This is a genomic window from Streptomyces sp. NPDC088147, assembly GCF_044741565.1.
Lineage (GTDB): Bacteria > Actinomycetota > Actinomycetes > Streptomycetales > Streptomycetaceae > Streptomyces.
This window is the reverse complement of the sequence record NZ_JBIUSY010000007.1, coordinates 335,670-358,499: the sequence shown is the minus strand read 5'-3', so window position 1 is coordinate 358,499 and position 22,830 is coordinate 335,670. Positions and strand designations below refer to the sequence as shown.

Annotated in this window: 23 protein-coding genes; 15 read left to right on the top strand and 8 right to left on the bottom strand. The window is 70.4% G+C overall.

Annotated features, from left to right (window positions below):
* Positions 1-2: 2 nt before the first annotated feature.
* From ACIOGX_RS25225 to ACIOGX_RS25215, 3 genes are all read left to right on the top strand, one after another.
* Positions 3-176 (top strand): hypothetical protein, encoded by a 174-nt coding sequence (locus tag ACIOGX_RS25225; protein ID WP_401760581.1) that lies wholly within the window; start codon positions 3-5, stop codon positions 174-176.
* Positions 177-1,184: 1,008 nt separating this feature from the next.
* Positions 1,185-1,607, top strand: coding sequence for a VOC family protein (locus ACIOGX_RS25220; protein ID WP_401916397.1), 423 nt, complete (start codon positions 1,185-1,187; stop codon positions 1,605-1,607).
* Positions 1,608-1,659: 52 nt separating this feature from the next.
* A complete protein-coding gene (locus tag ACIOGX_RS25215; protein WP_401916394.1) occupies positions 1,660-2,799 on the top strand; it encodes a glycosyltransferase in 1,140 nt (379 codons plus the stop codon).
* Positions 2,800-2,921: 122 nt separating this feature from the next.
* On the opposite strand, the gene ACIOGX_RS25210 is transcribed toward ACIOGX_RS25215, so the two are convergent.
* From ACIOGX_RS25210 to ACIOGX_RS25185, 6 genes are all read right to left on the bottom strand, one after another.
* The gene (locus tag ACIOGX_RS25210) at positions 2,922-3,497 is read right to left on the bottom strand and encodes a hypothetical protein (RefSeq protein WP_401916391.1); all 576 of its coding nucleotides are present in this window, start codon (positions 3,495-3,497) and stop codon (positions 2,922-2,924) included.
* A gap of 110 nt (positions 3,498-3,607) precedes the next feature.
* On the bottom strand, positions 3,608-4,396 hold the full coding sequence (locus tag ACIOGX_RS25205) for a succinate dehydrogenase iron-sulfur subunit (RefSeq protein ID WP_129770744.1): 789 nt from the start codon (positions 4,394-4,396) through the stop codon (positions 3,608-3,610).
* On the bottom strand, positions 4,396-6,150 hold the full coding sequence (sdhA, locus tag ACIOGX_RS25200) for a succinate dehydrogenase flavoprotein subunit (RefSeq protein WP_129770743.1): 1,755 nt from the start codon (positions 6,148-6,150) through the stop codon (positions 4,396-4,398). The genes ACIOGX_RS25205 and sdhA overlap by 1 nt, the downstream gene beginning before the upstream one ends.
* Before the next feature lie 19 nt (positions 6,151-6,169).
* A complete protein-coding gene (locus ACIOGX_RS25195; RefSeq protein ID WP_030351578.1) occupies positions 6,170-6,661 on the bottom strand; it encodes a succinate dehydrogenase hydrophobic membrane anchor subunit in 492 nt (163 codons plus the stop codon).
* 10 nt (positions 6,662-6,671) lie between these two features.
* Positions 6,672-7,052 carry a succinate dehydrogenase, cytochrome b556 subunit gene (gene sdhC, locus ACIOGX_RS25190; protein ID WP_356515869.1) on the bottom strand — a complete coding sequence of 127 codons (381 nt, stop codon included), beginning with the start codon at positions 7,050-7,052 and terminating at the stop codon, positions 6,672-6,674.
* 453 nt (positions 7,053-7,505) lie between these two features.
* Positions 7,506-8,222: a 2-oxo-4-hydroxy-4-carboxy-5-ureidoimidazoline decarboxylase gene (locus ACIOGX_RS25185; RefSeq protein ID WP_401916387.1), complete on the bottom strand. Its 717-nt coding sequence runs from the start codon at positions 8,220-8,222 to the stop codon at positions 7,506-7,508.
* A gap of 390 nt (positions 8,223-8,612) precedes the next feature.
* On the opposite strand from ACIOGX_RS25185, the gene ACIOGX_RS25180 reads away from it, so the two are divergent.
* The 5 genes from ACIOGX_RS25180 (at position 8,613) to ACIOGX_RS25160 (ending at position 14,080) form a co-directional block, all read left to right on the top strand.
* Complete coding sequence (locus ACIOGX_RS25180; protein ID WP_384773551.1) at positions 8,613-10,238, top strand: glycoside hydrolase family 20 protein; 1,626 nt, start codon at positions 8,613-8,615, stop codon at positions 10,236-10,238.
* A 180-nt stretch (positions 10,239-10,418) separates the two neighbouring features.
* Positions 10,419-10,949: a hypothetical protein gene (locus ACIOGX_RS25175; protein WP_401916384.1), complete on the top strand. Its 531-nt coding sequence runs from the start codon at positions 10,419-10,421 to the stop codon at positions 10,947-10,949.
* A 125-nt stretch (positions 10,950-11,074) separates the two neighbouring features.
* On the top strand, positions 11,075-11,683 hold the full coding sequence (locus ACIOGX_RS25170) for a hypothetical protein (protein ID WP_356515877.1): 609 nt from the start codon (positions 11,075-11,077) through the stop codon (positions 11,681-11,683).
* 388 nt (positions 11,684-12,071) lie between these two features.
* Positions 12,072-12,791, top strand: a complete 720-nt coding sequence (locus ACIOGX_RS25165; protein WP_356515960.1) for an RNA polymerase sigma factor — start codon at positions 12,072-12,074, stop codon at positions 12,789-12,791.
* A complete protein-coding gene (locus ACIOGX_RS25160; protein ID WP_401916381.1) occupies positions 12,791-14,080 on the top strand; it encodes a hypothetical protein in 1,290 nt (429 codons plus the stop codon). Before ACIOGX_RS25165 ends, ACIOGX_RS25160 begins: the two co-directional genes overlap by 1 nt.
* A 297-nt stretch (positions 14,081-14,377) precedes the next feature.
* Here ACIOGX_RS25160 and ACIOGX_RS25155 read toward each other — a convergent pair whose 3' ends face one another.
* The gene (locus tag ACIOGX_RS25155; RefSeq protein ID WP_401916378.1) at positions 14,378-15,301 is read right to left on the bottom strand and encodes a peptidoglycan-binding protein; all 924 of its coding nucleotides are present in this window, start codon (positions 15,299-15,301) and stop codon (positions 14,378-14,380) included.
* A 372-nt stretch (positions 15,302-15,673) separates the two neighbouring features.
* Between ACIOGX_RS25155 and ACIOGX_RS25150 the strand changes: the two genes are divergently transcribed.
* From ACIOGX_RS25150 to ACIOGX_RS25130, 5 genes are all read left to right on the top strand, one after another.
* On the top strand, positions 15,674-16,627 hold the full coding sequence (locus tag ACIOGX_RS25150; protein WP_387017424.1) for a class I SAM-dependent methyltransferase: 954 nt from the start codon (positions 15,674-15,676) through the stop codon (positions 16,625-16,627).
* Positions 16,628-16,854: 227 nt separating this feature from the next.
* Complete coding sequence (locus ACIOGX_RS25145; protein ID WP_401916375.1) at positions 16,855-18,456, top strand: methylmalonyl-CoA mutase; 1,602 nt, start codon at positions 16,855-16,857, stop codon at positions 18,454-18,456.
* Between the two features lie 195 nt (positions 18,457-18,651).
* Positions 18,652-19,233 (top strand): AAA family ATPase, encoded by a 582-nt coding sequence (locus ACIOGX_RS25140; protein WP_356515887.1) that lies wholly within the window; start codon positions 18,652-18,654, stop codon positions 19,231-19,233.
* Positions 19,234-19,332: 99 nt separating this feature from the next.
* On the top strand, positions 19,333-20,010 hold the full coding sequence (gene leuE / locus ACIOGX_RS25135) for a leucine efflux protein LeuE (protein ID WP_401916372.1): 678 nt from the start codon (positions 19,333-19,335) through the stop codon (positions 20,008-20,010).
* Positions 20,011-20,117: 107 nt separating this feature from the next.
* Positions 20,118-20,309: a DUF397 domain-containing protein gene (locus ACIOGX_RS25130; protein WP_401916679.1), complete on the top strand. Its 192-nt coding sequence runs from the start codon at positions 20,118-20,120 to the stop codon at positions 20,307-20,309.
* A 42-nt stretch (positions 20,310-20,351) separates the two neighbouring features.
* On the opposite strand, the gene ACIOGX_RS25125 is transcribed toward ACIOGX_RS25130, so the two are convergent.
* Positions 20,352-20,705 (bottom strand): DUF4333 domain-containing protein, encoded by a 354-nt coding sequence (locus tag ACIOGX_RS25125; RefSeq protein ID WP_356515891.1) that lies wholly within the window; start codon positions 20,703-20,705, stop codon positions 20,352-20,354.
* 348 nt (positions 20,706-21,053) lie between these two features.
* Here ACIOGX_RS25125 and ACIOGX_RS25120 point away from each other — a divergent pair, with 348 nt between their 5' ends.
* Both ACIOGX_RS25120 and ACIOGX_RS25115 read left to right on the top strand, forming a co-directional pair.
* Positions 21,054-21,458, top strand: a complete 405-nt coding sequence (locus ACIOGX_RS25120) for a hypothetical protein (protein WP_356515893.1) — start codon at positions 21,054-21,056, stop codon at positions 21,456-21,458.
* An 11-nt stretch (positions 21,459-21,469) separates the two neighbouring features.
* Complete coding sequence (locus tag ACIOGX_RS25115) at positions 21,470-22,822, top strand: hypothetical protein (RefSeq protein WP_401760610.1); 1,353 nt, start codon at positions 21,470-21,472, stop codon at positions 22,820-22,822.
* Positions 22,823-22,830 lie beyond the last annotated feature (8 nt).

Sequence of the window (22,830 nt, the reverse complement as noted above, 5' to 3'; positions counted from 1 at the left end):
TCATGACCGAACAAGCCACCGATCCGAGGTTGGACGACCCGGACGAGTTGGCCGCGAGGGCGGAGGCGGGGGGCTTCTGGCGGTTGGTGCCGGGGTGGGTGCCACGGGACTTTACCGAACCGACGCCCGCACTGCTGGAGCATGTGGAGAGCGGGCTCAGGCGGTTGGTCGTATGACGGGGAGTGAGGCGCGGCGGCGACTGTCCGTGTTGATCGCCACGTTCGGGACGGATGGCGTCCTCGTCGTACGGAAGGGCGTGCCCGGTGCGGAAGGTGCGGACCTGGCCCCGGCGTCGGCGCTCACGTGGCCGCCGTGCGAGTGCGGCCATCCCATGTGCCCGGACTACGAGCCGCCGCCGTCGGGGCCGCCGTCCGACGGTGACGGTGGTGGGCTGTGAGGCGAAGGTCGCGCTGGTGGTCCGGCGCTGTCGCGCGGCTGGTGGAACGACGGAGGCAGCGCCGCGCGTACCGGCGACTCCATCGTGCGCTGCTCAGTGCGTTCCAGGAACAGGATGAGGCCGTCCTGTTCGAGAGGATCTTCGGCCACCCGCCGCCGGAGCAGAAGCGCATGCCGTGAGGTCGGGTGCGGGTGAGGGCCGAGGGTAGTCGGGGTGGGCCGGGGAGTTCCGTGGCGGGTGGGGGCCGCCCCTGGGGTTTAGTTTCGCGGCTCCGGGTTGGGCGTCAAGGGCGCTCCTTCGTCGCGTCGGCAAGCCGATGACCTTCGGTCACCCTTGACTCCCAACCCTCCACCGCAAGTGCGGCTTCGTGGCGGGGCGGCCCCGGGGGAGGGGGCCCCGGAGGGGATCCGTGGACGGGGGCCGGTCCGTTGCCGACCGCAGGGCGGTGGGTGGTCCGCGCGGCGGTGGAGTGGGGCGGCCCGGCACCGGCCCGGCGTCTTACCCCCGTGGAGGGCCAGGATTCATGCCCCGCTGGTGGGGGTGCGTGGGTGGTGGGGTGGGTGTGACTCAGGGGGCGGCAAGTGGGCCGGTCGGAGGTCTCGGTGAAGCAGCGAGAGCAGCGTGAGCAGCCGCGGGGGCGTTTTATGCGGGTCGGTTGTTCCTTGGCAGTAGAGGACACACCCTGTCCTCTCCTACCGGCATCGTGGCCTACGAGCCGTTCGGGAAGCTCGCCCCCGGATCGTGGGCGGCCGGCGGCGTATGCGTCACATGGAGCAAGGAGCAGGTCATGTCTGTCAGGACCACCACTCACCTGAACTTCCGGGGCACCGCGCGGGAGGCGCTGGACTTCTACCAGTCGGTCTTCGGCGGACGTACGGTCGCGGTCACCTACAAGGACGCGGGCGCCGTGCAGGACGAGAGCGAGGCGGACTGGGTGATGTGGGGCGAGGTGGCCGGTGACAACGGGTTCCACGTCATGGCCTACGACGTGCCCTCGCAACTGCCCTGGAACCAGGGCGAGAACCCGTTCTTCGTCTCCGTGCGTGGAGACGAAGCCGAGGAGATCAGCGCCCTGTGGGGCAAGCTCGCCGAGGGATCGGCCATCGTGCGCCCGCTGGAGGCCGCGCAGTGGGCGCCGCTGTACGGCATGCTCACCGACCGCTTCGGCGTCACCTGGGTCCTGGACGTCACCGCTCCGTACAGCGGCTGAACCCGAGCGACCGGCCGCACAGTCACCAGAATCAGTTCGGAACACTCCGAGGATGTCCATGAAACTGCTGTTCAGCGCGACCCCTGCCTTTGGCCACATATTGCCCCTGGTTCCGCTCATGCGGGCGGCGGTCAATGCCGGCCATACCGTGGGGCTGCTGTCGAGTGCGGGATTCCGGGACGCGGTCGCCGAGGAGTTTCCTCCGGAGGTGGAGTTCCTCGCCGCGGGCGTGATGCCGGAGGTGTTCTCCGCGGAGGCGGGCCGCCGCACCGGTGCCGACGTGTTCCGTCCGACGCCCTCGACCATCGGTGAGATCTTCGGCGGCGCCCGTGTCGACCTCGCTGTCGAGGAGAGCGTCGGGCAGGCCACCGAATGGGCTCCGGACCTGGTCGTCGCCGAACCGTTCGACGCGGTCGGTCCGCTCGTGGCCGCCCGGCTCGGCGTCGGATGGCACAGAGCCGGCATCGGACCGTCGTTGCCCGCTGTGATCACCGATGAGATCGAGCGCGTGGCCGAGGCGAGGTACGAGCGGCCGCACCTTCGCCCGGTCGCCGCCTTGAGCTACATCGACCCGTGTCCGCGGCAACTCCAGGAACCGGACTGGTCCCCCGGCATCCCGGTGCGGGCCGTCCGGCCCCAGGCCCACCGCCGGCCGAAGGAGGTCGCACTCGACCTGCCCGGCTTCGACGATCGCGGCAAGCCGACGGTGCTCGTCACCCTGGGCACGATCTTCTCCGACCCGGACACCCTTTCCGCGGCGGTGGCGGCGGTCGCGGGGACCGGGGTCAACGTGATCGCCACGCTGGGCTCGTCCCTGAGGCACTCCGCCGCGGGCCGGACGGTCCGAGCCGACTCGGCGAATGTGCGGTACGTGCCTTTTGTCCCGCTGGACCAGTTGCTCGAAAGGGCCGATCTGGTGGTGGGCGCCGGAGGCGTCGGCACAGTTGTCGGCACCCTCGCGCACGGTCTCCCGATGGTGCTCTGGCCCCAAGGTGCCGACCAGCCCATCAACGCCGCCCGCGCCGCCGCGTCAGGGGCCTCGATCACGGTCGACTCGGCAGCTGGTATTGCTCCGGCCGTGGCGGCGGTGCTCGGGCAGGACGCGTACCGCCACCGCGCCCAGGAAATCGCGGCCGATATCGCCGGGCGTCCCCCGGCGGCCACCGTGATCGCGGAGATCACGCATCCGTAGCCGGTAGCCCGTAGCCGGTAGCCCGTAGCCGTAGTGGTCACTCGGCCGGACCGCCTGGGGTCGCGCGCGGCCCTGGCCCCTCCACGAAGCCGCTCAGGGGCTGCCGCGCACCGCGTGCTCTCTCACATCGCGCTGAGCGACCGCGCGTAGCTGATCTGGCCCATGACCATCTGGAACGTGCCCGCGTGGTTCGCCGGGATCATCGTCGAGTGGTGCCTGCCGCCGCTGGTGACCGTGACCTGGATGAAGCCCGTCGTCGTCTTCTCCTTCATCAGGAGGAAGAGCAGCCCGAGCAGACAGAAGATGAAGAAGACGACGGCCAGGATGATGGCGTGCGTCGGGATCTTCTCCTCCGTACGGGACATGTCCGTCGCGTTCCAGACCGCGCCCCTCAGCGGCAGCGTGCCCGACGGGGTGATGATCGAGTCGCCCACGACCGTGATGTCACCGATCGACACCAGCGGCGCTCCGGGACCGCCGGTCGGTACCGGGTACGGGGCGCCGGACTGCGGATAGCCGTAGCCCGGGGCGGGGTGGGCGCCGGGGTAGCCGTACCCGGCGGTGGCGCCCGGTGCTCCGTCGGCCGGCGTCGGGTTGGGGAAGTCGTACTCCGGGGCCCCCGGCGCACCGGTCGGCGGAGTGCCCGGTGTCGGCCCCCATGTGTACTCCCCGTCCGCGTACGGATTGGGCTCAGTCATCTCGTCATCTCCCCGTTCCCCTGGGCCTGTCGACAGGATCGATCCTGACACAGGAAGGGCCCGTTTCCGTATGACGTACCTACAGAAACGAGCCCTTCGGAACCCAGCGCTCAGAAGCGGCGCGTGATCAGCGCGCGCTTGACTTCCTGGATCGCCTTCGTGACCTCGATACCGCGCGGGCAGGCGTCCGTGCAGTTGAACGTGGTGCGGCAACGCCACACGCCGTCCTTGTCGTTGAGGATCTCCAGCCGCTGCTCCCCGGCCTCGTCACGCGAGTCGAAGATGAAGCGGTGCGCGTTCACGATCGCGGCGGGGCCGAAGTACTGCCCGTCGTTCCAGAAGACCGGGCAGGACGACGTGCACGCCGCGCACAGGATGCACTTGGTGGTGTCGTCGAAGCGCTCGCGGTCCTCGGCGGACTGGAGCCGCTCACGTGTCGGCTCGTTGCCGCTGGTGACGAGGAAGGGCATCACATCGCGGTACGCCTGGAAGAACGGGTCCATGTCCACGATCAGGTCCTTGAGGACCGTGAGCCCTTTTATGGCCTCGATCGTGACCGGCTTGCTGACGGCCCCGGTCTTGTCCGTGGAGATGATGTCCTTGATCAGCGTCTTGCACGCCAGCCGGTTGCGGCCGTTGATGCGCATCGCGTCGGAGCCGCAGATGCCGTGCGCGCAGGAGCGCCGGAAGGTGAGCGTGCCGTCGACATCCCACTTGATCTTGTGGAGGGCGTCGAGCACACGCTCCTTCGGATCGATGTCGATCCGGAAGTCCTCCCACACGGCGTCGGCGGAGACCTCCGGGTTGAACCGGCGGATCCGGAACGTGACCGCGATGAGGTGCGAGGAGGTGGAGTCCGCCTCCAGCGCCTCCAGCTTGTCCATGGTCGGGGTAGCCATCAGTACTTACGCTCCATCGGCTGGTAGCGGGTCTGGACGACCGGCTTGTAGTCGAGCCTGATCGACTCGGTGCCGTCGTCGCCCACCTCGCGGTACGCCATGGTGTGGCGCATGAAGTTGACGTCGTCGCGGTTCGGGTAGTCCTCGCGGTAGTGACCGCCGCGCGATTCCTTGCGCGCCAGGGCCGAGGTCGCCATCACCTCGGCGAGGTCGAGCAGGTTGCCCAGCTCGATGGCCTCCAGGAGGTCCGTGTTGAACCGCTTGCCCTTGTCCTGGACGGACACGTTCAGGTAGCGCTCGCGCAGCTCGGCGATCTTGGCGACCGCCGTCTTGATCGTCTGCTCGGTGCGGAACACCATCACATTGGCGTCCATGCACTCCTGGAGCTCCAGGCGCAGGGTGGCGACCCGCTCCTTGCCCGTGGAGTTCCGCAGCCGCTCGACCTGGGCCTCGACCAGCGACGCCGGGTCCTCGGGAAGCTCGACGTAGTCGTTCTTCGCCGCGTACTCGGCGGCGGCGATGCCCGAACGGCGTCCGAAGACGTTGATGTCGAGCAGCGAGTTGGTGCCCAGCCGGTTGGCGCCGTGCACCGAGACGCAGGCGACCTCGCCGGCCGCGTACAGCCCCGGAACGACCGTGGTGTTGTCCGCGAGGACCTCACCCTGGACGTTGGTGGGGATGCCGCCCATGGCGTAGTGCGCGGTCGGCTGGATCGGGATCGGGTCCGTGTACGGCTCGATGCCCAGGTACGTACGGGCGAACTCGGTGATGTCGGGCAGCTTGGCGTCCAGCTGCTCCGGCGGGAGGTGCGTCAGGTCCAGGTAGACGTGGTCGCCCTCGGGACCGCAGCCGCGGCCCTCGCGGATCTCCGTGTAGATGGAGCGCGAGACGACGTCGCGCGAGGCGAGGTCCTTCATGACGGGCGCGTACTTCTCCATGAAGCGCTCGCCGTCCTTGTTGCGCAGGATGCCGCCCTCACCGCGGGCGCCCTCCGTGAGCAGGATGCCCATGCGCCAGATGCCCGTCGGGTGGAACTGGAAGAACTCCATGTCCTCCAGCGGCAGTCCGCGCCGGTAGCAGGCGGCCTGGCCGTCACCGGTCAGGGTGTGCGCGTTGGAGGTCACCTTGAAGAACTTGCCGGTGCCGCCGGACGCGTAGATGACCGACTTCGCCTGGAAGACATGGATCTCGCCGGTGGCCAGCTCGTACGCCACGACTCCGGCGGACACCTTGACGCCGTCGACCTCGGTCAGCAGCTGGTCCAGGACGTAGAACTCGTTGAAGAACTCCACGCCCTCCTTGACGCAGTTCTGGTACAGCGTCTGGAGGATCATGTGGCCCGTACGGTCCGCGGCGTAGCAGGACCGGCGGACCGGCGCCTCGCCGTGGTTACGGGAGTGGCCGCCGAAGCGGCGCTGGTCGATCGTGCCGTCCGGGGTCCGGTTGAACGGCAGGCCCATCTTCTCCAGGTCGAGGACCGCGTCGATGGCCTCCTTCGCCAGGATCTCGGCGGCGTCCTGGTCGACCAGGTAGTCGCCGCCCTTGATCGTGTCGAAGGTGTGCCACTCCCAGTTGTCCTCCTCCACATTGGCGAGCGCGGCGGCCATGCCGCCCTGCGCGGCGCCCGTGTGGGACCGGGTCGGGTACAGCTTCGTCAGCACGGCGGTACGGCTGCGCTTGGTCGACTCGATGGCCGCGCGCATACCGGCGCCACCGGCGCCGACGATGACGGTGTCGTACTTATGGATCTTCATTGTCTCGTCAGCCCCGGCTTTAGCGGATGTTCGGGTCGAAGGTGAAGATCACCAGCGAGCCCAGAAGGATGGTGAACACCGTGGCGGTGTACAGCAGGCCCTTGAGCCACAGGCGCGTGTTCGCGCGCTCCGCGTAGTCGTTGATGATCGTACGGAGGCCATTCGCCCCGTGAAGCATCGCCAGCCACAGCATCAGCAGGTCCCAGACCTGCCAGAACGGGGAGGCCCAGCGGCCGGCCACGAAGGCGAAGCCGATCTTGGACACGCCGCCGTCCAGCACCAGCTGGATCAACAGGTGGCCGATGACCAGCACGACCAGCACGACGCCGGACAGCCGCATGAAGAGCCACGCGGCCATCTCGAAGTTGCCGCGGGTCGCCTTCGGGGTCTTGTTGGTCCGCTGGCGCGGCGCCTCGATGACGGGCGCCGGGTGGTCGACGTCGTACAGGCTCTCGCCCTCGACGACGCCGATCGCGGAAGAGGTCTCGGTGACTGCGTTGTTGGAAGACATCGGCGGACTCTCAGCTCCCGAAGACTTCGCGCACGGCGTGGCCGAGCACGGGGTAGAGGGCGCCGACCATCAGGATGAACCAGATGCCCACGGCGGTCCACAGCATCTGCTTCTGGTAGCGCGGGCCCTTGGACCAGAAGTCCACGGCGATGACGCGCAGGCCGTTGAGCGCGTGGAAGAGGATGGCGGCCACAAGGCCGTACTCGAGCAGCGCCACGACCGGCGTCTTGTAGATGGCGACGGTGTCGTCGTATGCCTCGGGCGAGACACGGACGAGAGCGGTGTCCAGCACGTGTACGAACAGGAAGAAGAAGATGAGCACGCCGGTGACTCGATGAGCCACCCACGACCACATTCCTTCCCGGCCGCGGTACAGCGTTCCAGCCGGCACGGAAAAGCCCTCCGGGAGCGGGGATCGGGGCCGGCCGCCATCTTCTACTCAATCAAGCACAGTGGTGTCGGTCGCGCCCGGCCGGGTACGGTCCACCGGCCCCGGCCATCGTAGCGACGACTTGTCGGTTCGTTCGCCCGGGGGCCCATAGGTGTGATCAAACAGGCAATCAAACAGCCACGGACGGGCTATCGGGGCGGTCTGAATGCCCGTCTCGGGCTAGGGCGTGTTGCGAAAGTAGCGCCGTCCGCCCGCAGGGCGGGGCCTGCGGCGTCCGGTGCACTACGTTCGCTGCGCTCTCTCCGTCTCGGCGCCTGGTTCCTCCTTCGGATGCCGAGCGGCGATCGCAAGGCGGAGGATCGTCCTCGTACTGGACGTACTTGGACGACTCCGACAACGCGGCGAGTGTGCGTGCCGGGCGTCGCGGGCCAGGCGGGACTTTCGCAACACGCCCTAGGCGGCGGAGCCGGCGGCGGGGGAGCCGGGCGCTCCGGTGGTGAGGCCGGTCGCCCCCGGGGTGAGGTCGGCCACTCCCGCGGTGGGGCCCGTCGGCCCGGCGGCGGCGCGGTGGGCCGCTCCGTCCGGCCCGGAAGTGAGCAGCCGGGCCAGCCGGCCCCGGGCGAGTCGGCGCAGCTCGTCGGCGGAGACGGATCTCTCGTGGTCCGGTTCGTGGGCGAGCCGGGCGCGGATACCGGCGAGGACCTGGTCGAGGTACTCCTCCGGGCGGTGCTCGTCGAGGCTGATCACGAAGGCGTGTCCGAAGCTGCTCTCGTACGCGGCGTGCGCGGCGCGCAGCGCCGTCCTGGCCGCGGCCGGCGCGCTGTGGGGCGGCCCCGAGGACGCCTCGGCGGCGAGCGCCTCGGCGAGGTCGGCGTGGGAGAGGTCGTAGCTCGCCTCGTCGGAGGCCGCGAGCAGCGAGTCGACATCGTGGTACGGGCGGTGCGCGGCCATCCGCTGGGCCCACCGGCGGCTGCCGCAGCAGACGAGCAGCGCGGCCTCCGCGATGTCCGGCGGGAGGGCGTTGAAACGGCGGAGGCCGTTCGTGCGGCCGTCCACGACCGCGCCGGGGCCGTTCGCGCGGGCGTCGGTACCGTGAACGGTCCCGTTCGCGCGGGCGTCGGCGGGGTCATGTGCAGGGGCGGTCATAGGGTCGTTCGTCGGGCAGGTCATGTGGCCGGTCGTATGACCGGTCGTATGGCCGGTGTGGGACGCGCGGGACAGCGTGGGCTCCTCGAACGCGGCGGGACGGCTGCGGTGTGACGGCTGCGGTGCGACAGAAGTGATGCGACATGCGCAGTGCGTGAGGCACGCGATGGGCGGACGAGACGACAGACGTACGGGCACAGGCGTACTGGCAGACGTGCTCACGCACGGTGCGGTTGAGCACGGAGTGGCAAATGCGTCGTAAACGTTATCGACACCCCGCGGAAGACGTCCGACGGATGCGCGATTTTCACCCGGATGGGAGAGTTTCGACGCGCGAGATGGACGTCGCCGTGCGACCTTCGCCGTAATCATGTCGCACTTTCGCTGGACAGCCGCACACAGGAGGTTTGAGTGATGTCGCCATCAAAGGGTGCCCGAGCCGCCGGAGCGGTCGTCGCGCTGGCCGCCGCCGTCTCGGTGTCGGCGTGTGGCTCCACGGGCACGGGTTCCGGTTCACCGGGGGACGCGCGGTCGCGCTCGGCGGCCGCCTCGGGCCAGGCGGACCGTTCCGCCGCGAGCGCCACGCCGTCACCCACACGGTCGTATCCGCTCTCCTCCTCGCCGCGCGGAATACCCTCCGTACGGAAGCACGAGGCGGCGCGCGGTCCCGGCTGGAGACCCGCCTCGAACAGCGGGGTCGTCATAGCCAAGGGCAGTGAGGGCCTCGCCGACGAGGGCAAGCTGCTCGCCAAGGAGCTGAAGATCGGCTACCGGGGCGCGGTCGAGGCGCGGGCCGGCGATGTCGAGCTGGCGCTGAAGAGCGGCAGCGGCTCCGCCGAGTCGTACACGCTCACCACGAGCGGCGGCCGGGTGCGGATCACCGGACCCGGCCAGGCCGGGGTCTTCTACGGCACCCGCACGCTCAAGCAGTCCATACGCGCCGACGGCGTGATGCCGGAGGGCGTCGTCCAGGACAGTCCCGCCCGTGCGCAGCGCGGGCTGAACCTCGACATCGCCCGCAAGTACTACACGCCGGGCTGGATCGAGGCCCGGATGCGCGAGATGGCCGACCTCAAGCTCAACCAGTTGGGTCTGCACTTCTCCGACGACCAGGGCTTCCGCATCGAGTCCAGGACCCACCCGGAGATCGTCTCCGCGCAGCATCTCTCCCGGGCCGACGTCAAGAAGATCCTGGAGCTGGGCGAACAGCTGCACATCACCGTCGTCCCGGAGATCGACTCTCCGGGACATCTGGGAGCGGTCCTGCGCGCCTACCCCTCGCTCCAGCTGCGCAACGTGAACGGGGTGCCCACGAAGGGCGCGATCGACATCTCGCAGCCCGCGGCGGGGAAGCTCATCGACGAACTGGACCGCGAGTTCGCCCAGCTGTTCAACGGGCCGTACTGGAACCTCGGCGCGGACGAGTACCAGGCGCTGGTGGTGCCGAATCCCGAGGCGTCGTACCCGAAGCTGGCGAAGCTCGCCGTCCAGAAGTACGGGCCGAACGCCAAGGTCCAGGATCTGACGACCGCCTGGACGAACGACCGTGCCGCGGCGCTCGCTCCGTACAAGAAGACGCTCAAGGTCTGGAACGACGGCCTCTTCAGGGGCGGCGTCGTGAAGGCCGATCCCGCCCTGGAGGTCCAGTACTGGACGGGCCGGGAGATCGGGGCCCGGCCTCCCGTGGAGTACCTGAACGAGGGCCGCAAGGTCGTGAACTTCAACGACGAGTACCTGTACTACGTGCTCGGCCAGCCGAACAACTTCGTCTACCCGACCGGGAAGCGGATCTACGAGGAGTGGACCCCGCTGGTCCTGCGCGGGACGACGCCGGTGCCCGAGCGGTACTCGAAGCAGATCCAGGGCGGTCTGTTCGCGGTCTGGGGCGACTTCCCGAACGCGCAGACCCAGGACCAGGTGGCGAACGGGATCAGGCTGCCGCTGGCGGCCACGTCCCAGAAGCTGTGGAACCCGGCCAGACCGACGCTGAGCTGGAGCGCGTTCCAGTCGCTGGCGGCGAAGGTGTCCAGCGCCGGATGACCAGCCGGGACGGCGCCGGGGCGGGGCGCGGCAGGCGCGGGAGTGACGGCGCCTGCCGCGCCGCGTTGTGGACGAGAAGTGGCGGCCTTGTGGTGGATCCGTGCCGCCCGAGGCCGGTGCCTGATGGACCGGGTGAGGCTGTAGCCCACATATGCGTGGGTACGTACGGGGGAGCGGAACATGGGTTTCTGGGGCTATTTCGTGCTGGGCCGGAGCGAGCGTCCGCTCGCCGAGCAGCCGGCGCTGGCGGCCGTACGCCACAATCTGACGCTCCATCAGCAACGGTCGGACGGCTGGCAGGTGTGGCGGCACCCCAGCGAGCCCGACATCGGTGACATGGGCGGGCTGGCCAGGGCCATGGGATCGCCGGTGCTCTTCGGCTTCGTCATGGGCAGCGCATGCGTGGCGGTGGAGGCGGCGGCTCCCGAGAGCGGGTCCTGGTACGCCTGTCTGGCGCGGGAGCCGATGGCCCGCCATCTCGCCGTGAACGACATGCTTCTCGAAGAACTCTTCCTGTCGGCGGAGGACGCGACGCGCCGGGCCGTCGCCTGGTCCACGGAGGCGGGCAGCGCGGTGAGCGCCGCCGTGGAGCCCGGGACGCTCCTCGAAGTACTGCGCCTGGAGCGGCCGGAATCATTCGCCGAGGAGTTGTTCTTCCGCCTTCTCGACGGGCTCGGAATCCCGGGCTTACCGGAAAAACCGCGCGTTTAGCCCGGGTTCAGCCGGTCCGGAGCGAGCCGAGGGCGCGTTCCGGACGATCTACGAGTGACGTATTCCAGCCGTTCGACGCAGTAGGGGGCAAGGGGGCAGTACTGCGTCCGTGACGGGAGACGTGAATGAGCCTGGTGAAGCTGATCGCAGAGGCGGACGAGCGCGGCCTCGCCGCGAGCGGGCTCGCCTGCCTCGACCGGTGCCTGCCGCTGCTCGCCGAGGAGACCGAGGTCCTGCGACCGCTGTGGGCAGGGGTCGTCAGCGGCGAAGGGGACTGGACGGAGCGGCTGTCGGCGTCGAGGGACGCCCTGGACGCCGTGTGCGGCCCGGCCCCCGACGTCACCACCGCGCTCGTACGGACCATGCTCGGTGCCGCGCCCTCGGAATGGGCGGCCGGTCCGCTGAGGACCTGGGCGGACACCTGCTCCGTCGTCGCGCTGGAGATCCACCAGCAGTTCGACCCGGTGGGCGAGGACGGGCCCGCCGCCGCGGCGGAACGGCTCGCGCGGTGCCGCGAGGACAGCGGCGCGGTGACGGACGCGGCGGACGGCGCGGAGAGCACGGACGGGATCGGGCCGCTGGCCGCCGGTGAACTGCGGCGCCAGATCGCGATCCTGGAGATCCTCGCCGAGACGGCGGGGGCCGCCGGGGTGCGCCGGGCCCTGGACCTGTCGACCGAGGGGCAGCGGGTGCTGCGCGCGGTGGTCTCGCGCCGCGCACGGGCAGGGAGCTGAGCGGACGGCGGGGAGCCGTGAAAGCGGAGGGGCCGGAGCGCCCGGGGGGCCGGAGTGCCGGAGGGCACGGACCGCCGTCGGCAGGCCCGGCATGCGGGATGACCGGATCCATTCGCCCGCATGTGCGTGGTTCGTACGGGGCGAGGGGAGGACGACCGGGGCCGCCACCCCCCACAGGAGAGGCCCCGGTCGCCGTCCGGCGGAGCCGCGTTACGGCCCCGTACTCCTATCAGCGCCACCGATGCGTTTTCTGTCACACCGCAGAACGTCAGCGGGTTGTTGCAGGTTGTACAAGTCATGGACGCGGGCCCGGGAAGGCCGTAGCGTGCAGATTCGCGTGGGGCGGCGCGGCCAGTGACCAGCCGCGATTTCAGGACAGGTTGTGGGAGTGCTGGGGGACGACGCGGAGCTGACCGCCGCGGTGCTCGCGGCACAGGACGGGGACGAGGACGCGTTCCGTACTGTGTACCGCGCGGTGCACCCGCGGCTGTTGGGCTATCTACGGACTCTCGTCGGTGAGCCGGACGCCGAGGACGTGGCCTCCGAGGCCTGGTTGCAGATCGCCCGCGATCTCGACCGCTTCACCGGGGACGCCGACCGCTTCCGCGGCTGGGCCGCCCGGATCGCGCGGAACCGCGCCCTCGACCACATACGGATGCGCGGCAGGCGCCCCGCGATCGGCGCCGACGAGACCGAGCTGACCGGGAAAGCGGCCGACTCGGACACGGCGGACGAGGCGATGGAAGCACTCGCCACCGGCCGGACGATGGCGCTGATCGCGCGGTTGCCGCAGGACCAGGCCGAGGCCGTCGTCCTGCGGGTGGTGGTCGGACTCGACGCGAAGAGCGCGGCCAAGACGCTGGGCAAACGGCCCGGCGCGGTACGGACGGCCGCGCACCGCGGACTCAAACGTCTCGCCGAACTGCTCGACGCCGACGACGGCCCTGAGCACCCCGGCGCTTCCGGCACTTCTCCCGGCGCGTCCCCGGGTACCCCAGGTCGGGATGGCGGACTCGGCGGCGTACCGCCTCAGCGCACCGTGCGGCCCGGAGCCGGTGCCTCCGCGGGTGTGACGGATTCGCGCCTGCGGACGCAGAAGGACATGTGATGGCTGACGAGCGAGACCCGTGGCTCGACAGGGACGCGGCGGAGAGATTGCTGCGCGGTGAGCCTGTCGAGACGGGGGACGAACACGTCCGGGCACGGTCGGAACAGCTCGCCCAGGCCCTGCGGGACATGAGCGCCGTCACATACGCGAACGAAACATACGCGAACGAAACCTCCGAAGAGGAACTTCCCGGCGAAGCCGCCGCCTTGGCCGCTTTCCGTAAAGCGGTGGCCGAGGGCGGTGGCGCGCGCGAGGCCGTCCGGGGCGGCGAGACGGTCCGGGGCGGCGAGGCCGTCCGGGACCGCGGGGCCGTGAGCGCGGGCGCCGGGGATCTGCTCGGTACGGTGCGTATCGCGCTGGCGCCCCGGGCCGTCGGCGTGCCGCGGTTCGCCCGCCCCATGCGCAGGGGACTCGCGGCGGCGGTGGCCGGCTGTGCGCTCGGCGGCATCGTGGTCGCGGCGGGCGTCGGCGTACTGCCCCCGATCTTCGGCGACGGACACGACCCGGTCCCCGCCAACTCCGTTTCCTCGGTGGCCTCTCCGGATCCGCTCGTCTCCGGATCGTCCGACCGGAGCCGGGACCCGGCCACCCCCTCGGAGACCCCGGGCGGGACCGTGACGGAACGGTCCTCGCCGCCTCCGCCGCCCTCGCCCTCGCACACCTCCGGGGGCGGTGGCGCGCTCAAGGGCGACCACCGCGGTGAGACGGACGGAAACGGTACGGACGGAAACGGTGGCGACGGCGGCAAGAACGGGCCGGGCATGGACCAGTGGCCCGGTCGTACCTCGGATACCGCGTCCGGCGAGTGGTTCAGGAAGACCGTCAAGGCCTGCCGCGCCTACCGCGACGGCGTGCTGGACCCGCAGCGCAAGAAGGCCCTGGAGTCGGCGGCCAAGGGGCCGGAAGGGGCCGCGCGGTTCTGCGCACGGCTGCTGGACGGTGACCTGCGCGACCACCTCGACAACGACAAGGGTGGCAAGGGCGACAAGGGCGGGCAGCTCGGCAACGGAGGCCGGGGCGAGGACGACGGGGGCGACGACGGCGAGGGCGACAGCGGGAAGGGGGGCGGCGGAGGGTTCGTGGGATCGCCGGGCGTGCCCACGCACCAAGCACCCCCGCCGCCCCCCAACTGGACGCCCGCGCCGTTCGAGCCCCCGACGCAGACCCCGGTCCCGACTCCGACCCCGACCTCGGTCCCGACCCCGGTCCCGACTCCGACCCCGACGTCGGCTCCGAGCGGGACGCCGGTCCCGTCACCGAGCACCACCACCGCGCCGGACCAGGGGTAGCCCGACCGCGTGCCGGACCAGGGACCGGATCCGGCCATGATCGCGGTCCGTCCGGGCGTGGACACGAGATCTGACGAATAGCTCCCCACACGCTCCTGAACTGGAGCTTTACGGTTCCGGGAGATCTGGTGTGACGTTTTTGCGGGCCGCGGCGCAGTACAGAGTGAGCCGACTGGTCATCGGCCGCGCATAGAGCCGGGGTTCCCCCCGTACCTGCGGCTCAGCGCACTCGGCGCGGGCGGGACACGTTCCCCCGGTCCCGTCCGCGCCACCTCTCGTTCCGTACAGCGGGCCCGGTCACCAGTAGATGACCACTTTGTCGCCCGTACGGACCTGGTCGAAGAGCGCGGCGACCCTCTTCTCGTCCCGGACATTGACGCAGCCGTGCGAGGCACCCTCGTAACCGCGGGCCGCGAAGTCGGCGGAGAAGTGCACCGCTTGGCCGCCGCTGAAGAACATCGCGTACGGCATCGGGGTGTCGTACAGCGTCGAGACATGGTCCCGTGACTTCCAGCCCACCGAGAACGCGCCCTCACGGGTCGGGGTGTACTGCGAGCCGAAGCGCACGTCCATCGACGACTTGACCTTGCCGTCGATCATCCACGAGAGCGTGCGGCTGCTCTTGCTGATGCACATCACCCGGCCCTTCAGACACTCCGGATCGGGCTTGGCGACCGGCCTGCTGGTGGACGGGTGGAGTTCGGCACGGGTCGGATTCCTGGTCAGCCCGACCAGCCGCTGCCAGGTGAGCCCGTCCGTCGCGCCGGTGGCGGTCAGCCCGCGGTCCTCCTGGAAGGAGGAGACGGCGTCGACCGTGATGGAGCCGTAGTAGCCGGTCGGGTTGAGCTCGAAGTGACCGGTCTGCTGGAGCCTGGCCTGGAGCTCCCGTACCCGCTCGCTCTCCGAGCCGTTCGCCATCAGCGCCCTGGGCCGCGACGGGGTCCGGCTCGGCGTCGGGTCCGGGGCCGGCGTGAAGGTCCGGGGCGGCCGGGGAGTCGGCGTCGGGGCCGTCGTGGTCGCGTCGGCGGGGGGCGTCGGCGGTGTGGGCGACGGCCAGGGTGACGGTACGGGTGGGGGCGTGAACTCCGTCGTCAGGGGAAACGTGCCCGGCTTGCCGTCGGCGGCCCCTCCGCCGGCGACCGGCTGCACCGTACAGCCGACGCCCGCGGCCAGCACGGCGGCTGTGGCGAGCCCTCTGCGAAGGGCGGATGTGCTGAGCATCTTCGGCGTCCCCCGGTTTCTCCCGTGATCCATGGCATGTGTTCCTCAGTGTTCCCTCAGACGGTCCTCCGCAGGGGGCGATTGCCCAAGCGGGCGAGGAATCGTGCACCCGAGTCATCTTCCCTTGCCGGGAGATGAATTCCAGTAGGCGATTCCCCGAAATGAAAGTACTTCCGGCCATGCTGCCCGTTCGGACTGACATGATCCCGCGCATGGCTGCCCGGCGGTGATCCGTGTCTGCCGAAGTCCGCCAGTGCGTCTGTGCGCCGGCGGGTCAGTGCGCTGGTGTGTCAGTGCGCTCGCGCGTTCGTGTGCTTTTCGGTAATTCCCGATCATCCGTGATTCCTGATGATTCCTCGTGAAGGTTCTCTCATGACGACCCCGTACGAAGACAAGCCGCGCCCCAACGAACTCAACGATGTCCGGGGCTGGTTTCCCCCGCTCGACCAGGTGCTCTTCGAGAAACTGCTCACCCGGCAGGAGGAGCGGGACGAGCGCGGAGATCTGCTGGAACTCGGCGTCTTCATGGGCAAGAGCGCGATCTTCCTCGGCCACCATCTCCGGGACGGCGAGAAGTTCACCGTCTGTGACCTGTTCGAGTCCGAGGCGCCCGACCAGGCCAATGGCGCCGAGACCGCGAAGTCGTACGCGACGCTGACCCGGGAGGCGTTCGAGCGGAACTATCTCTCGTTCCACGACGATCTGCCGCGGGTGCTCCAGGCCCCCAGTTCGGTGATCTCCGACGAAGTCGAGCCGAAGTCGGCCCGGTTCGTCCATATCGACGCCTCGCACCTCTACGAGCATGTGTACGGCGACATCGGCGCGGCGCGGGACATCCTGCTGCCCGGCGGCATCGTCGTCCTCGACGACTTCCGCTCGGAGCACACCCCCGGCGTCTCCATCGCGGCCTGGGAGGCGGTGCTCAACCGCGGTCTGCGCCCGATCTGTCTGAGCACCCAGAAGCTGTACGCCACCTGGGACGACCCGGAGCCGATCCAGGACGAACTGATCGCCATGGCGCAGGAGCGCGCGGACTGCGATCTGAGCCTCCAGCAGGCGGCCGGGCACCGGATCGTGCGGCTCAGGTCGCGCGGTATGAAGGCTCCGGACTTCCCCTTCTCCAAGTACTACGTGGAGCCGAAGCCGGAGCCCGAGCCGGAGAAGCCGGCCGCGTCGGCGGCCCCGTCCACCCCGGCCCCCGCCGCGCCCCGGCGCAGGTCGACCAGGTCCAAGGTGCGGCGCGTCGCGATCGACGTGCTGCCGCCCGTGATCACCCGCGCGGTGCAGCGCAGCCGGGCCCGGAGCAGGGCCCGGCTCCAGGGCTGACAGCCGGTACGACGGTCCGTCCCGTACTGGTACGACCGGTACGGGACGCCGGGCCGCCGGGACGCCGGGTTCCCCGCGTGTGCCCCGTTCCCGCGTGTGCCCCCCGTCCCCGACTGGGTGTGCCCCGTTCCCGCGTGTGCCCCGTTCCCTCCGTACGCCCGCCGCTACAGTCCGTCATGACCGGCCCGGTCATGACGGACCGTCAGCGGAGGCAGGGAGCAGAGCAGATGGCACGCGAACCCGTCCGGCGGGAACGGCTGACCGAGAGCGGTCTGCCCATCGAACCGGTCTACGGCCCCGGCGCGCTGGCGGGATGGGACCCGGCGGAGAAGCTCGGCGAGCCCGGCGCGTACCCCTTCACCCGCGGGGTCCACCCGTCGATGTACACCGGCCGGCCGTGGACGATGCGCCAGTACGCCGGGTTCGGTACCGCCGCCGAGTCCAACGCCCGCTACCGGGAGTTGATCGCCCACGGCACGACGGGCCTGTCCGTCGCCTTCGATCTGCCGACCCAGATGGGGTACGACAGCGACGCGCCGCTCGCGAGCGGCGAGGTCGGCAAGGTCGGGGTCGCGATCGACTCGGTCGACGACATGCGCGTGCTGTTCGACGGGATCCCGCTCGACCAGGTCTCCACGTCGATGACGATCAACGCGCCCGCGGCGCTGCTGCTCCTGCTCCACCAGCTGGTGGCGGAGGAGCAGGGCGCGCCGGGCACCGCCCTGACCGGCACCGTCCAGAACGATGTGCTCAAGGAGTACATCGCCCGCGGCACGTACATCTTCCCGCCCCAGCCGTCGCTGCGGCTGACGGCGGACATCTTCCAGTACTGCCGCACGCGGCTGCCCCGCTGGAACACCATCTCGATCTCCGGTTACCACATGGCCGAGGCCGGGGCCACGCCCGCACAGGAGATCGCGTTCACGCTGGCCAACGGGATCGCGTACGTACGGACGGCCGTCGCCGCCGGCATGGACGTCGACGACTTCGCGCCCCGGCTCTCCTTCTTCTTCGTCTCCCGTACGACGCTGCTCGAAGAGGTCGCCAAGTTCCGCGCCGCGCGGCGTATCTGGGCCCGCGTCATGCGCGACGAGTTCGGCGCGCGCGACCCCAAGTCCCAGATGCTGCGCTTCCACACCCAGACCGCGGGCGTCCAGCTGACCGCGCAGCAGCCCGAGGTCAATCTCGTCCGGGTGGCGGTCCAGGGGCTGGCGGCGGTGCTGGGCGGTACGCAGTCGCTGCACACCAACTCCTTCGACGAGGCCATCGCCCTGCCGACGGCCACCTCGGCCCGGCTCGCGCTGCGGACGCAGCAGGTGCTGGCGTACGAGACGGACCTCACCGCCACCGTCGACCCGTTCGCCGGCTCCTACGCCGTCGAGCGCATGACGGACGACGTCGAGGACGCGGCGGTCGCGCTGATGGCGCGGGTCGAGGAGATGGGCGGCGCGGTCGACGCGATCGAGCGCGGCTTCCAGAAGAGCGAGATCGAGCGCAGCGCGTACGCCGTCACCCGCGAGACGGAGAGCGGGGAGCGGGTGGTCGTCGGCGTCAACCGCTTCACCATGGACGAGAAGGAACCGTACGAGCCGCTCCGCGTCGACCCGGCGATCGAGGCCCGGCAGGCGGCCGGGCTGGCGCGGCTGCGGTTGGAACGGGACCGGTCCGCGGTGGACCGTGCGCTGGCGGAACTGCGCGCGGCGGCGGAGGGGACCGCGAACGTGCTGCCTCCGATGAAGACGGCGCTGGCGGCGCGGGCGACGGTGGGGGAGGTCTGTGACGCGCTGCGGGAGGTGTGGGGGACGTACGTGCCGGCGGACGCGCGCTGACCTTTCGCCGCCGCAGTGTCTTCTCGCGCCGGGGAACGGGGACTACGCACCGTCGTTGCCGTCGCGCGGGGAACGGATCATGCTCCGCGGGCTCCGGAACGCGTCTGACCGCTCCTGCGGCTTCGGAACCCGACCGCACCCGCTTCCGCGATAAGCCACTTGACCTCGCGTGCGCCGGTGAAGAGTGTTCCTTCGATGAGACGAGTACTGGTCGCCGGGAGCACGGGTGCGGGCAAGACCACGCTGGCCCGCGCGATCGCCGAGCGCGCCGCGATCCCCTTTCACGAGATGGACGCGCTGGCCATCGCCGGCCCCCGCTGGGAGGAGAACCCACGCCTGTTCGAGGACGTGGCGCGGATCAGCTCCGGCCCCTCATGGATCTTCGACTCCTTCGGTTACCCGCAGGTCCGCGACCTGTTGTGGTCCCGAGCCGACACCATCGTCTGGCTCGACCACTCCCGCCCGGTGATCATGCGCCGCGTACTGCGCCGGTCAGTGGCCCGCACCCTGTTCCGCCGTCGGATCTTCGGTGGAAACGTCGAAACCGTGGGCGACTGGTTCAAGCCCGAGCACCCCGCCTGGTGGGCCTGGTCGCAGCACGCGAATCGCAGGGCCGATATCGCCACCCGCTGCGCCGACCCCCGGTTCGCCCCCCTCGACGTCATCCACCTCGCCACGCCGCGGGCGGCGCGGGAGTGGCTCAACGCCACCACGACGACCGGCGACACGACGAGGGCGGATCCCACGAGAGCGGGGAGACGATTGCCTCGCTGGTGACAGCCCGTCCTGGACGGTCGGTGACCCGGCGCGGCGCCAGGAGTCCATGGGATGGGACGCATGTGCGGGTGGTTGGTCCGTATGTGCGACACTCCGGTCATGCTGGGTGTGACTGATCTGCCGACCTATCTGGTGGGCCTCGTACTGATCGTTCTTCTGCCGGGACCGAACTCGCTCTATGTGCTCTCGGTCGCGGCCCGACGGGGGATACGCGCGGGCTATTCCGCGGCGGCGGGCGTCTGGTGCGGCGACACCATACTGATGGTGCTCTCCGCCGCCGGTGTCGCGTCGCTGCTCCAGGCCAATGAGCTGGCGTTCGGCATCGTGAAGTTCGCCGGTGCCGGCTATCTGACCTGGCTCGCGATCGGGATGATGCGCGCGGCCTGGTCGCTGTGGCGCGCCCGGCACGAGCGCGCGGATGCGGTGGCGGCCACGTCCGCCCCCTCTGCCTCTGCCTCTGCCTCGCCGACGCCGGCCGAGCGGCCGTATCGCCGGGCGTTGGTGATCAGCCTGTTCAACCCGAAGGCGATCCTGTTCTTCATCTCCTTCTTCGTGCAGTTCGTCGACCCGGGCTACGCGCACCCCGCGCTGTCCTTCGTCCTGCTGGGACTCCTCGCGAACGTGGCCAGCGCCCTCTATCTGTCGGCCCTGATCTTCGGCGGCACGCGCCTCGCCGCCGGCTTCCGCCGCCGTAAGCGCCTCTCGGCGGGGATGACCTCGGCGGCGGGCGCGCTGTTCCTGGGCTTCGCGGTGAAGCTGTCACTCAGCAGCGCCTGACGGCGGCGGGCCGCCGGGGGGCGGCGGGATGCGGGGGCCCACCGATCGGCGAGCGCGGCGACGAGCACGAGCCCCCTGCCGTCGCACGCGTCCAGGTCCGGCGTCCGCTGCGCGTCGTGGGGTGGCGCAAGTCCAGCTACAGCGGCGGCAGTCAGGGCGAGTGCCTCGAAGTAGCCGACGGCTGTGCGGATGTCCCCGTCCGTGACGCGAAGAACCCGCACGGCCCCGCGCTGTTCTTCCCGGCGGTCGGCTGGGCCGTGTTCGTCGCGGCGGTCAGGGACGGCGAGTTCCCCGTCTGAGCGGCTGGCTCCGCGGCGCCTGATGCCGGCGCTGCGCGGCGGTCAGTTCGGGGCCGGGGACGCCGTTTCGTCGGCCTTGATGTCGAAGTTGATCTGATCTCCCTCGACCGAGGTCACCTTGACCGTGACGCCCAGGGTGCTGCCGTCGTCCGCCGTGAGCGTGCACCGGGTGGTGGTGCCGACCTTTCCGGCGAGGTCCTCGGGGCAGGTGATGTCCGGCTTGGGCTGGCCCGTTGTGGCGGCGAGTTTCTCGGCGACCGTGGTGGCCAGCTTGTCCGTGGACATTTTCGGCGTGGACGATCCGACCTCGACTGAGGCCGAGCATCCGACGAGCAGCGCGCCGGCGGCTACGGCCGAGAGGATCGACGTCGCTGCGGACAGCCGGTTTGCGGGCATCGTGGACTCCGGTCTGGGGTTTTGGCAGGGAGCGGCAGGAAGCATACGTGGCGGGGGGCCGCGTCCGCTCTCGTGAGGCCGCGGCTCAGGGCTGACGGACGCCCGGTGGGCGCTCTCCGCGTGCGAGGCAAGGCTATCGCGCAACTCCCCTCGGTGAAGGATCGGTTCAGCGCGATGCGCGGCTCTCTCCGCGCTCCCTCGTTTCTCCCCGTCACCCCATCAAACGTCCTCATGTGTGCGCGCCTTGTGCCCGAGATGTTTCAAGCCACGGCCGGGGCGTCGGAGCTTCGGAAGCGGACGATAAGGTGCACGACAAGCTTCACAGCATGAACGCAACGGGGGTTGCCCATGGGATCCGGGAACGGTGGCGAGCCGACACTCGCCAGTTCGTCCAGCGACAAGAAACGCGCGACGAATTACATGGAACAGGACCTGATACCGGACACCCAGGTAGCCGCCCGCATGGCGGCGGGCGGTGGGGCGGTGCGACCGCTCTTCGTCGGCCCGGTGGCCCCCGCGAGTCCCCTGATGAAGGAGGACACCGGGCTGAAAGGTCTCTCCGGCTGGGCCTTGGACCAGGGTGTCTCCGACGCGCTGACCGCCTGGCAGGGGCAGGCGGCCCGGCTGATGGGCCGGTTGCAGGTGGAGTTGAACGGGCTGCACGGCACGAAGAACACCTTGCTGAACCAGGACACCGCCATAGGCGCGCAGGCTGACGCGATACGGCCCCCCAGCAGTTTCGACGGGATGTGACGGGGCCGGCCATGACGCTGACCTATCAGGACGTGATGACGGCCGACCTGTCTTCGCTCACGGACGTGTCCGCGGCGTGGAAGAAGATGGGCGAGCGCTTCGGTGAGCTGAAGACCGGCTACGAGACGAACGTGCAGGGCGTGCTCGGCAACGGGAACTGGCAGGGGCTCGCCTTCGGCGCGCAGCAGCAGTACGCCTCGGCCACGGCCTTCGAGTACGGGGCGGCCAAGAAGGAGGCGCTGGCCATCGCCAGCCTCCTCACGGACGCGCACACCGAGCTGACCCGCCTTCAGAAGGCGGTCAAGGACCTGGTCCGCGACGCGGAGAAGAAGGAATACAAGGTCGACAGCTCCGGCAAGGCGACCTACGTCGGGTACGACAACCTCTCCGAACAGGAGAAGTACGCCCTCCATCACGACCCCGACTACCCCCGGCTCCAGGCCGACGCCCGGGAGAAGGCGCAGGGCTGGACCGACGAGATCGCCAAGGCGGTCAAGGCCGTCGACGAGGCCGACCAGAGCGTGAAGCGGGCGCTGGCCCGCGCGACGAGCGACGGTTCGACGGACGGCATCGGGATCGGCGGGTTCAACGCGCAGGCCGAGGGCGACCTGGCGAAGGCGGGGAAACCGGAACCCAAGGCCACGAAGCCCGACGGATGGGTCGCCGAGGGCGAGTCCGACGCCTCCGGCCCCGGCACCGGGACATCCGCCACCGGGCCCGACGCGGCGGCCGGCAAGCTGGCGGAGGCCGAGGCGCACGCCGACCTCGGCCGCGCGAGCGCGGAGGGCTCACTCACCAACGGCCCGATGAAGCTCGCGGGCGAGGCCGAAGCCTATGTGGGCGCCAAGGCCTCCGCGGCCGGCGGCATCACCAACGAGGGCATCAGGGGCGAGGCCGGAGCCTTCGCGGGCGCCGAAGCCTCGGCCAAGGGCACCGCCGACGCGGGCCCCGTCGGGGTCTACGGACGGGCGGAGACCAAGGCGGGCGCCGAGGCCGGCATCAACGCCGGGGTCGGCCTCGAAGGTGTGCAGGCGGGTGCGGAAGCGTTCGCCGGCGCGAAGGCCGGCGCCGGAGGCGGCGCGGACATCGGCGGCATCGGGGCGGGCGCGACGGTCGAGGGCTGGGCCGGGATCGGCGCCGAGGCCGAGGCGACGTTCGGCAAGGGCGCGGACGGCAAGTGGCACATCGGCGCGAAGACGGGCGTCGCGGTCGGGCTCGGCGGCGAGGTGGGCTTCGAAGTCACCGTCGATCCGGGGAAGATCGCCGACACGGCGGGCGACGCGGCCAACGCCATCGGCGACGCGGCCGGTGCCGTGGGCGATGCGGCCGGGGCGTTCGGCAATGCGGTCGGTGGCCTGTTCTGATGTACGTT

Coding starts and splice junctions, on each gene's coding strand:
- ACIOGX_RS25145 (WP_401916375.1), top strand. CDS start 16,855: ATGGCACGCGAACCCGTCCGGCGGGAACGGCTGACCGAGAGCGGTCTG.
- ACIOGX_RS25150 (WP_387017424.1), top strand. CDS start 15,674: ATGACGACCCCGTACGAAGACAAGCCGCGCCCCAACGAACTCAACGAT.
- ACIOGX_RS25215 (WP_401916394.1), top strand. CDS start 1,660: ATGTCCATGAAACTGCTGTTCAGCGCGACCCCTGCCTTTGGCCACATA.
- ACIOGX_RS25115 (WP_401760610.1), top strand. CDS start 21,470: ATGACGCTGACCTATCAGGACGTGATGACGGCCGACCTGTCTTCGCTC.
- ACIOGX_RS25220 (WP_401916397.1), top strand. CDS start 1,185: ATGTCTGTCAGGACCACCACTCACCTGAACTTCCGGGGCACCGCGCGG.
- ACIOGX_RS25140 (WP_356515887.1), top strand. CDS start 18,652: ATGAGACGAGTACTGGTCGCCGGGAGCACGGGTGCGGGCAAGACCACG.
- ACIOGX_RS25175 (WP_401916384.1), top strand. CDS start 10,419: ATGGGTTTCTGGGGCTATTTCGTGCTGGGCCGGAGCGAGCGTCCGCTC.
- ACIOGX_RS25120 (WP_356515893.1), top strand. CDS start 21,054: ATGGGATCCGGGAACGGTGGCGAGCCGACACTCGCCAGTTCGTCCAGC.
- ACIOGX_RS25160 (WP_401916381.1), top strand. CDS start 12,791: ATGGCTGACGAGCGAGACCCGTGGCTCGACAGGGACGCGGCGGAGAGA.
- ACIOGX_RS25205 (WP_129770744.1), bottom strand. CDS start 4,396: ATGGCTACCCCGACCATGGACAAGCTGGAGGCGCTGGAGGCGGACTCC.
- leuE (WP_401916372.1), top strand. CDS start 19,333: ATGCTGGGTGTGACTGATCTGCCGACCTATCTGGTGGGCCTCGTACTG.
- ACIOGX_RS25185 (WP_401916387.1), bottom strand. CDS start 8,222: ATGACCTGCCCGACGAACGACCCTATGACCGCCCCTGCACATGACCCC.
- ACIOGX_RS25195 (WP_030351578.1), bottom strand. CDS start 6,661: ATGTCTTCCAACAACGCAGTCACCGAGACCTCTTCCGCGATCGGCGTC.
- ACIOGX_RS25155 (WP_401916378.1), bottom strand. CDS start 15,301: ATGCTCAGCACATCCGCCCTTCGCAGAGGGCTCGCCACAGCCGCCGTG.
- ACIOGX_RS25225 (WP_401760581.1), top strand. CDS start 3: ATGACCGAACAAGCCACCGATCCGAGGTTGGACGACCCGGACGAGTTG.
- ACIOGX_RS25125 (WP_356515891.1), bottom strand. CDS start 20,705: ATGCCCGCAAACCGGCTGTCCGCAGCGACGTCGATCCTCTCGGCCGTA.
- ACIOGX_RS25170 (WP_356515877.1), top strand. CDS start 11,075: ATGAGCCTGGTGAAGCTGATCGCAGAGGCGGACGAGCGCGGCCTCGCC.
- sdhA (WP_129770743.1), bottom strand. CDS start 6,150: ATGAAGATCCATAAGTACGACACCGTCATCGTCGGCGCCGGTGGCGCC.
- ACIOGX_RS25210 (WP_401916391.1), bottom strand. CDS start 3,497: ATGACTGAGCCCAATCCGTACGCGGACGGGGAGTACACATGGGGGCCG.
- ACIOGX_RS25180 (WP_384773551.1), top strand. CDS start 8,613: ATGTCGCCATCAAAGGGTGCCCGAGCCGCCGGAGCGGTCGTCGCGCTG.